The 10,076-nt window shown below is 39.0% G+C and carries 7 protein-coding genes; 1 reads left to right on the top strand and 6 read right to left on the bottom strand.

Annotated features, from left to right (window positions below):
* Window positions 1–510: 510 nt before the first annotated feature.
* Window positions 511–2,157, top strand: a complete 1,647-nt coding sequence (locus tag CXF89_RS09825) for a tetratricopeptide repeat-containing response regulator (RefSeq protein ID WP_024591593.1) — start codon at window positions 511–513, stop codon at window positions 2,155–2,157.
* A 4-nt stretch (window positions 2,158–2,161) separates the two neighbouring features.
* Here CXF89_RS09825 and msrB read toward each other — a convergent pair whose 3' ends face one another.
* From msrB to CXF89_RS09795, 6 genes are all read right to left on the bottom strand, one after another.
* A complete protein-coding gene (msrB, locus tag CXF89_RS09820) occupies window positions 2,162–2,602 on the bottom strand; it encodes a peptide-methionine (R)-S-oxide reductase MsrB (RefSeq protein WP_007584021.1) in 441 nt (146 codons plus the stop codon).
* Window positions 2,603–2,749: 147 nt separating this feature from the next.
* Window positions 2,750–3,190: a hypothetical protein gene (locus CXF89_RS09815; RefSeq protein WP_024591594.1), complete on the bottom strand. Its 441-nt coding sequence runs from the start codon at window positions 3,188–3,190 to the stop codon at window positions 2,750–2,752.
* Between the two features lie 2 nt (window positions 3,191–3,192).
* Window positions 3,193–3,711, bottom strand: a complete 519-nt coding sequence (locus CXF89_RS09810; RefSeq protein ID WP_007584017.1) for a DUF2919 domain-containing protein — start codon at window positions 3,709–3,711, stop codon at window positions 3,193–3,195.
* Between the two features lie 10 nt (window positions 3,712–3,721).
* A complete protein-coding gene (gene ligA, locus CXF89_RS09805; protein ID WP_121954493.1) occupies window positions 3,722–5,740 on the bottom strand; it encodes an NAD-dependent DNA ligase LigA in 2,019 nt (672 codons plus the stop codon).
* An 80-nt stretch (window positions 5,741–5,820) separates the two neighbouring features.
* Window positions 5,821–6,588, bottom strand: a complete 768-nt coding sequence (gene zipA, locus CXF89_RS09800) for a cell division protein ZipA (protein ID WP_121954492.1) — start codon at window positions 6,586–6,588, stop codon at window positions 5,821–5,823.
* 73 nt (window positions 6,589–6,661) lie between these two features.
* A complete protein-coding gene (locus CXF89_RS09795) occupies window positions 6,662–10,063 on the bottom strand; it encodes a chromosome segregation SMC family protein (RefSeq protein WP_121954491.1) in 3,402 nt (1,133 codons plus the stop codon).
* Window positions 10,064–10,076: the final 13 nt, after the last annotated feature.

Here is a 10,076-nt window from a genome sequence, read left to right as displayed (position 1 = left end):
TCAGACAACCTCTCTAGTAATAACTCTTTCTTCGCATATTAAATACATTTAAGAACTTTATAAAAACTCAATATATAAATCGTATGTAATTAACTTAGCCGTAAGAAAAAGAGCATCGCCACCCTTTACAAATAATGGCGAGGGTCACTAGTATCAAGCCAAGTAATCACCCACCACATATAAATACCATCAGACAACTCTTTAAATGACAACTTCTCTAGTAATAACTCTTTTCCCATATTAAATACGTTTAACTCCTCTTTTTACCTTAAATACATTTCATATTTTTATTAAAATCTAAATTTCCATATCAAAGCACTCATCAAATATAGCGTTATCAATTTTACTTATTTAGTTTTTAATTATGTTATTCGGCTCAGTACCTTCGTAGTTAGATAAACGTATTAGGCAAAGTTAAGTACCTAATAAATACAGCTATCATTTAAATTCCCTTGTAAGGAGTTAAACTGTTGATTATAGTCTGTGTTAAATACAATTACGCTTAAGCCAATGCCAACTAAGATCTATTCAAAAGCCAAAATACTTATAGTAGAAGAGCAACCACTTGCTCAAAGCTATATGAAACAATCGTTAGAAAGGCTTGGCTTTCGGCAGTTGCGCTTTGCTGATCATGCAAATTCTGCAAAAGAGCAGTGTTTAAGTGAAGAATTTGATCTAATCGTTTGCTCATTCAACTTAAATAAACACCAAGATGGCTACCAGCTTTATGAAGAGTTACGTGTAAAGCAACTCATAAAAAGCTCGACTGGCTTTATTTTTATCTCAGCAGAAACAAGTGGCTCACTCGTTCATAGTGTTCTTGAGCTGCAACCTGATGACTTTTTAGTTAAACCTTTTACAGTACAAGAGCTTAAAATACGCATTGAACGAATCCTAAAGCGTAAACACGACTTACAAACAGTGTATTCATTAATTGATGATGGTAACGATTCAAAAGCTATTAAGTTTATTGATACCGCTCTGGATAAAAAAAATAATAATTACAGCCCTATCCTACTTCGCTTAAAAGGTGATGCCTTACTTCGCTTAAAGCGCGCTCAAGATGCGAAAGACTTTTTTAAGTCTGTTCTCGACATTCAAAAATTTGCTTGGGCAAAAGTAGGCTTAGTAGAAGCACTTATAGCGAATAACGAACATATTTTGGCGCAGCGAATGCTCAAAACAATGTTAGAGCGCCAAGAAACTCGTTTAGTAGCCCTTGATTTGTTGGGCAGATTAGAAATAAAGCTAAATCAATTTGAGCTAGCACAAAGCTTTTTAAGCCAAGCTGCAGAAATTGCACCGCGAAATATCACACGCCAAAAATCGCTAAGTAATGTGTCGCTAATTAATCACGACTACGAAAAAAGCTATTTAACTCAAAAAGATATAGCCACCTTTGCAAAACACTCAATACACGACCACCCCGATGTATATTTGAATGCAGCACGTGCAGGTATCGACTTTGCGCTAACGACTGATCAAACCGATCAAATTCAACGAATTTCTAGGCAAACCAATCAGTACATTAATGATTTAAAAAAACAGTTTCCTAATAATACAAATCAAGCTCAAATTGATGTACTTAATGCACGACTCCATTACTTAAAAGACGAGCATCAAAAAGCGAAAAAGCTAATTGAACAACTTGATGATGACGATACTCATATCCGATCGGTTGATGGCGCACTTGATAAAGCAAAAGCATTTCATGAACTGGGGTTTCATCAAAAGGCGCAAACCTTATTCACACAAATAATTAGCCACTGTGAAAGACATCCCGCAGTTAGCGATACAACTTACTTGCGTTATATTCAGCAGCAACAAAGTGAGCGACGCGATATTAAAATGGGTCCAAAAGAGCTTAATAACCATGCCGTTAGTCAATTTAATAAAGGCCAATTAAATACTGCGTTGGAAGCTTTTACACAGGCGTTTAGAGTCATGCCTCGTAATCAAAGTATCGCACTTAATTTATTACAGTGCCTATTTGATTCAACTAAGCAATCTGGCAGCTCATTTAATATGGATCTTGCTAGAAGGTGCTACGCCCTTCTTGATAAAACTAAATTACAAGCAGATCAGACGCAGCGTTTAGATAAGATTTTGCACATAGCAAAAGAAATGAATTTAGATATTCAAAGCGCTAGTAAATAAAACATTAGAGCTTTTTCATTGATGCGGCATTAACGCAATAACGTAAACCCGTTGGTAATGGACCATCTGGAAAAATATGGCCTAAGTGCGAATCGCACACGTTACAAACCACCTCTATGCGCTCCATACCATGACTTGTATCGCTTACATAGCCAATCGCTTCAATTGTCGCAGGTTGCGTAAATGACGGCCAACCAGTACCACTATCAAACTTCTCATCAGCATCAAACAATAGATTATCACAGCAAATACACACATACTTGCCAGGTTCGAGTAATGTACAACTACCCGAACTACCTGGGCGCTCTGTTCCCTTTTTACGTGTTACGTAATATTCATCTTCTGATAGTTGCATCCGCCACTGCTCGTCAGTTTTGACTACTTTTTTACTTGGGGTAGGGTTGCCATTGGTGGCAAAGTTAATAACATCATTCCACTTCAACATAATAGCCTCATTGAATAGTTGATTAGCTATACTTTATAAAGTCATAAAAAGTACGGCTAATTATTACGTTATTTAATACACTAAAGATCAGCTAAGGAGTGTTGACCGTTTAAGACTAAAACTCGTTCAATCTTAAAGGTAATTTTCTTAGCTAAAGGTAATATTTTGTTTTTCTGAGTCGGTAAGTATTCGTTTAATAAAACTATCTAGCTCTGCTTTTTTTACAGGTAAACTAACACTCATTTGGCGCTCGTTATTACTGTAAATTATTAGCCCATCATCCTTTGTCGTTATACGTTCAATACTCTCAATAACTAACCAATCTGGACCGTGCTTTTTATCAAAAAATCCCATCAAACTAAAAAGTAATAAGTGTTGGGCGTCTCGCTGAATAAAATCCTCTAACCTGTTTCTTGATTTAAATAAAGGCGTTAACCGATAAACGCTTGAGCAAAAAACAAATACCCATAACCCAAATAACGCTTTAAACCACATAAACTCTAAAAGCTCAGTGCTAATCATTAAAATAATAAGCACAAAGCCTATTATCGATATAGCTATCGCTATTTTTCTATTTACGGCGTCCACAACTAATCCCTTTTAAGTCGCTTTTTTTCTTCTGATGCCTTTTCTGTCGGCTCAGGCCAATCATTAAAGAAAACAGTTAAATAGCGGCTTTTCACCAAATACCATAATACCCATAAAACAATCATCATTTGTACTGCTAAAAATGATGAAAATCGATAATGGCTATGCGCTGCTTGAACACTTAACCATGTTAAATCAACAACTGCACATAAAATAAGAGGCCAGCGCATATGTCGCCATATTCTTGCTAACCTGTTGCTTGCACTGTGTGAATCTCGTGGTCTGCGTAAACAAAATAAAATAGTCGGTATTATTGCAATACTTCCAATCGTTATTGCGATAAAAAAATCATTTTTATTTTTAAAAAATAATGACATTAAATCTAGTTCAGGCCTGCGGCTTAAAGCCGCAATAACCCAAATAAAATAACTGCGTAATAGCACAAGCACACTTAAATGAAATGCAATAGGCGTACGGTAACTTCCGTACTTATCCCAGTATTCTGGCCCATATCGGCTCATTGTCATTTTCCTAACCGTTATGCTTTATAAGCAACTCAATTAATTCATCTTCAGTTAGTATGTCTATGCCTAGGTCTTGTGCCTTTGTTATTTTTGAACCTGCTTTTTCACCCGCCACTAACGCATCTGTTTTAGCCGATACGCTACCAGACACCTTGGCACCAAGTTGTTGTAATCGTGCTTTTGCATCATTGCGATTAAGTGTATTAAGTGTACCTGTAAGTACATATGTAAGCCCAGCGAGCGGCTGTTCTTCCTCAGAAGGTGCGCTCAACGCTGGCCAGTTTACACCTTGATCTATCAGCGCATTAACAACTGCTAAATTATGTTCTTCATCAAAAAAGCCACGAACATGAGCAGCTACTATTTCGCCTACATCACTTACTTGCGTTAAACTATCAATGCTGGCATTTATTACATTTTCAAGGGTTAGAAAGTGATTAGCTAAATTTTGTGCTGTCGCCTCCCCGGCTTCTCGAATACCTAATGAATATAAAAACTTAGCAAGCGTAGTGCCTTTAGCCTCTTCAAGTGCTGTTACTAAGTTTTTAGCTGACTTAGGTCCCATACGTTCAAGTGACTCAAAATGCCCCTGTTTTAAAATAAACAAATCAGCAGGCGTTTTTATAAGTTCTCTATCGACTAACTGATCAACAATCTTATCGCCAAGACCATCTATATCCAGCGCTTTGCGCGAAGCAAAGTGCTTAATAGCTTGCTTACGCTGTGCAGGACATACAAGTCCACCCGTACAACGGGCTACAGCTTCGCCTTCAACCTTTTCAACATGAGAATCACAGATTGGGCAAGTCGTCGGGAATTCAATATCTCTGGCATCATCAGGTCTGCGTTCAAGTACAACTTGTGTTATTTGTGGGATTACATCACCTGCACGGCGAATAATAACCGTATCCCCCACTTTTACACCTAAACGTGCAACTTCATCACTGTTATGCAGTGTTGCATTTGATACGGTAACGCCACCCACAAAAACAGGCTTCAAACGTGCAACAGGTGTAATGGCGCCAGTACGACCGACTTGAAAATCAACATCAAGTAGTTGGGTTATTTCCTCTTGTGCCGGAAATTTATACGCAATAGCCCAACGAGGTGCGCGAGCTACAAAGCCTAAGCGCTCTTGTAAGGCTTTTTCATTTATTTTAATTACTACGCCATCAATTTCGTATTTAAGTGAGCTACGGCGCGTTAAAATATCGCTGTAGTACTCAAGCGCGGCTTTTGGACCTTCAACTAATTTTGTTTCTGGGCACAGAGGTAAACCCCAATCAGTCAACTTTTCTAATTGCTGATAATGATCCTGGGGAATATTGCCATCGGCAACAAGCCCAGTGCTATATGCGTAAAACATGAGTGGGCGCTTAGCGGTAATTTTAGAGTCGAGTTGTCGTAAGCTACCGGCTGCTGCATTACGTGGGTTAACAAATACTTTATCGCCACGCTTTTCTGCTTCAGTATTTAGTTTGTCAAAACCTGCGCTATCCATAAATACTTCGCCGCGCACTTCAAGCTCTTTCGGATAATCGCCACGTAACTTAAGCGGTACATTACGAATTGTTTTTACATTTTGAGTAATGTTTTCACCGGTAAAACCATCACCTCGAGTCGCTGCTTGTACAAGCACACCATCACGATAAATAATTGATACAGCTAAACCATCAAGTTTTGGCTCACAACAAAAAGTAAGCTCATCAGTACTCATTAAACGCTCTTTTATACGGCGATTAAACGCAGTGAATTCTTCTTCACTAAAGGCGTTATCAAGTGAGAGCATGGGTACTTGGTGCGCTACTTGTTCAAATTTACTAAGTGCTGCACCGCCTACTTTTTGTGTAGGTGAGTCGGCGGTTAAAAATTCAGGATGCTCGGTTTCAAGTGCGCTTAGTTCGCGTAATAACCTATCGTATTCAGAATCAGGAATACTGGGGGTGTCGAGCACATAATAATTATAGTTGTGTTGCTCTAATGTAGTACGAAGATGATTAACTTGCTCACTAATGCTGCTAGACATTTAAACCTCAATAAACATAAAAAAAGCCACTTTGACGATTCACCGTCCAGTGGCTTATAAAAATATAATATATGCGTTATTTACGCTGAAAAAGAACGAACCTGCTCAACATATTGTCTTACGCGATCTACTGTTATTTCATTTCGCTCAGCATCTAAAATTTGCGCACCAAATTCATCCGCTAACTTTTTAGCTGCGCTGTGCAACATATTAAATGCAGCTAGACCATCGCCGTCGCACGGTAACGTCATAAATAAGCTTACCCCTGCGGTACTAAACTGTTCCATATTATCAATATCAAACGTACCTGGGTTGTACATATTTACTAATCTAAATAAAACAGGGCCTTGACCAGCCGGATCTAAATGGCGATTAAAAAAGCCTTCCTCAGAATATTTAAAACCTAAAGTGTTAACTGCTGGCAATAATTTACTGCCCTGCATACTAAGCTCTTCTGGCATTTGAATATGTACAATAACAAAGTCAGACATTTGGGCAGGTGCTTCTTCAGCGCTTTGCTCTTTTGCTTCTAGGTCATCAACTATTTCTAGGTCATCTTCAATCGGCACTTCTGGCACGCTTGTATCTATTTGCGGCTCATTTGCATCAAAGTTAAGCTCGCCAAACTGTGGCTCATCACGTTCGTTTTGCATTGGCTCTTTTGGCTCAGCCTCAGTTCGAAACGGTTTAGATGAAGCTGATGCGCTTTCTTGTAATGGTTCAACCCGCTCGTTATCAGATACTTCTGGGCGGTCTTTTTTTCTCACAGACCACAATCCATGTATTAATAAACCACCAATGACAACTACACTGATAATGATTAAAACCCATCTTAATTGTTCGGCCATCCCCTCACCTTTTATTATTTGATATGCCTAAAACCTGTATATTAATTAAAAATAATACACTTGTTATAAAAATTTATGCATGTGCAAGTTGCACAGCCTGCTCTATATCTACAGCAACCATACGCGATACGCCAGGTTCTGCCATAGTAACACCGGTTAATCTACCAGCCATTTCCATCGCAATTTTATTATGACTAATATAAATAAACTGCACTGATTGTGACATTTCTTCAACCAAACGGCAAAAACGCACAACGTTGGCATCATCCAATGGTGCATCTACTTCGTCCAGCATACAGAAAGGAGCTGGATTGAGCCTGAATATAGAAAACACTAATGATAATGCGGTCAGCGCTTTTTCTCCACCACTTAACAAATGAATTGTTGAATTTTTCTTACCCGGTGGTCTTGCCATTATACTAACACCACTTTCGAGTAAATCGTCACTGGTTAATTCTAAATACGCACTACCACCACCAAAAACTTTAGGAAATAGCTCTGCAAAGTCTTCGTTAACTTGATCGAACGTCGCTTTAAAGCGTGTTTTGGTCTCACTATCAATTTTACGAATTGCACCTTCAAGGGTACTTAACGCTTTTGTTAAATCATCTAATTGATTATCAAGATAATCACTACGAGCTTTAGCTAAATCAAACTCTTCTATTGCCGCTAAGTTTACTGCACCTAATTTATCTAACTGATTAGTAAATCCGGTTAACTGATTTTGCGCTGCACTTAAATTCAATGAATCAGGTAATTCATCAAGTATTGCTTTTAAGCTTTGCTTTAGCTCTTCTAATGGTTCGAGCGCAACTTGCGCTTTTATTAGTAAGCTTTGCTCTTCAATTGTTAGCTTTTGATGCTGCTCTTGCAAGCCCACCAGCTCACCTTGTGAGTTTTTAAGACTTGCTTGCTTGCTATTTAAACTTTCTTTAGCGTGAGCTAATTCTTTTTGTAGCATTACCAGGGCCTGCTCACCTTTTTGATGCTGTACTAAAAACTGCGTTATTTTATCGCTAAGCTCTTGCTCTGGTATAAGCAGTTCTTCTATTTCATTGAGTAATTCTTGTGCACCTTCAGATGCACTAACGTGCTCTTGCTCTGCATGGCTCAATTTGGTTTGGCTTAACTGCCATTCACTGCGTGCCTTTTGCTCTGAGAGCGTTGCCTTATGCGCTTGCGTTTTATATTGCTCAAGCATGCTTAATGCTTCGCTATAACTTTTATCACTTTGTGAGCGCAGGCTATTTGCAGCGTCTAACTCATCCGTTAAGTTGAGTTGCTGCTCATTTAACACTTCAAATTGCTCTGTTTGCTCATCAAGCACGGTATTTAATTGCAAAAGCTGGGTGGTTAATTGCTGTTTTTGTTGCTGTAGCTTTTCTAGTTGCAGCTTAAAGTGCGCTACTTGCTGTTTAAGCATATCGCTGCGTGTACCGGCTACTGCTATATTTTGCGCAAGCTCATGTATGGCTTCTTTTAGCTCGCTTTGCTCGTTAATTAACTTTATTTGATCAGCTGTATCCTCATCACGAGTGCGTGTTACTTGTTTTAGCTCATCCTCGGCATTGGTTAACTGCTGAGCTTTATCCTGCAACTGCTTATGTTTTAAAAGCAATGAGTTTTCGGCATTTCGATCGGCACTTACATGCCAGTTACGACCATATAAAGCACCGTTTTTATCCATAACGGCTGTATAATAAGCATCTTTTAAGAGCGTTAGATCACCGCTCTCGCTATAAGCAATGCGCGTTAAATGATCTGGGTACACGCCGCTTGTTATGAATGCCGCTAAGCTATTTTCAGCAATGTGCTTACCACTAATTGGCCACACACTATTATCAGCTTGCTGCTCACTTACATTTAAGTGCTCTAGCGATTTAAGTGCTTGCTCTATTAAGGGCTCAAAGCCTTCTTTAACACTTAGCTGATTAAACAAACCATTAGTACTTTCACTTTCTTCATCAAGCCCTAATGTACTTTTAAGCCCCGTTATACTGGCTTTTAACTCATTTATTGTTTGAGTAAGCGTCGAATATTGCTTTTGTGAGTTATTAACACGCTCATTTTGCACTTCAAGCTTAGCACTGCACTGCGTGTGCGCTGTTTGTTTAGCGGCAAGTTCTTGGGTTAATGTTTGTGTTTGCTGTGTTTGCTGCGTTAATTGTTGTTCTACATCGCTACTTTGTAAGTCAGTAAGCTGCGCATTTAACTGATCAATTTGCTCGTTAACGTGGCTTATTTGCTGCTGAGTTTGTTTAATGTGACTGCTATGCAGTTGCGCATTATTATTAAGTTGCTGCTGTTGCTCACACAAAGTTTGCCAGTGTGTATTGTGGCGCTGCTTCAGTGCTAATAATTCCTCAAGCTCATGCGTTAACTTCCTTACTTGCTCTTCGCACATTAACGCGTTTTCACTTGCCTCTTGCAGGGTTTCATTTAGTTGCTCGCACACAATTTGCTGCTGCGTTTTAACTTCAGTGCTATGGGTTTGGCGTTGCTGTAATTTAATTAAATTTTGTTTAAGCGTTTGAGTTTGTTGCTTTACATTTATTTGCTGTTGCTCAGCGCGGGTAAGCTCGGTGTGTATTACATGTTGCTGATGTTGTGCATCGCTTAGTTTATCTTGCTGAGCTTGTACTTGCCCTTCTAAGCTTGCAAGTACATCGTCATGCCCTGAGTTAGCAGTTTTAAAAAACGAAATTTGATCGTTCAGTTTTTTAATTAGAGTACTTTTTTCAAGTTGTTGCTGATGTAACTTTTGCCATTTTAAAACCGCAATTTGCCCTTTTAACGTTCGCTCTTGCGCTTTTAACTCGCGGTATTTTTTTGCATCAACCGACTGCACAGCCAATTTATCTAACTGGCTTTGCAGCTCTTTACGCACATCTAACAAACGCTCAAGGTTTTCGCGGGTGCTTTTAATGCGTGTTTGTGTTTCGCGGCGGCGCTCTTTGTATTTAGAAACACCAGCAGCTTCTTCTAAAAATACGCGTAATTCTTGTGGTTTACTTTCTATTAAGCGCGAGATCATCCCTTGCTCAATAATTGCGTAACTACGCGGACCAAGACCTGTACCTAAAAATATATCGGTAATATCACGCTTACGGCATTTACTGCCATTTAAAAAGTACAGCGATAGCCCGTCGCGCGTTACTAAGCGTTTAATGGCAATTTGGTTTCTGTCGGCAAATGTGTTTGAAGGACTACCTTTATCGTTATCAAAAACAAGCTCTACAGAAGCTTGTGATATGGCTTTACGATTAGTTGAGCCATTAAAAATAACGTCGGTCATGGCATCGCCACGCAGGTTTTTAGCAGAGCTTTCACCTAGCACCCATCGTACTGCATCAATAACGTTAGATTTGCCACAGCCATTAGGGCCTACAACACACGTCATTTGATCAGGAAATGGAATTTTAGTGGGCTCTACAAACGATTTAAAGCCCGCTAATTTAATAGTGCTTAAGCGCATCTTATTGTTATTA

This window comes from Pseudoalteromonas sp. MelDa3, assembly GCF_002863625.1.
Lineage (GTDB): Bacteria > Pseudomonadota > Gammaproteobacteria > Enterobacterales > Alteromonadaceae > Pseudoalteromonas > Pseudoalteromonas arctica.
Note: the sequence above shows the minus strand (reverse complement) of the source record. Positions and strands in the feature narration are given on the sequence as shown.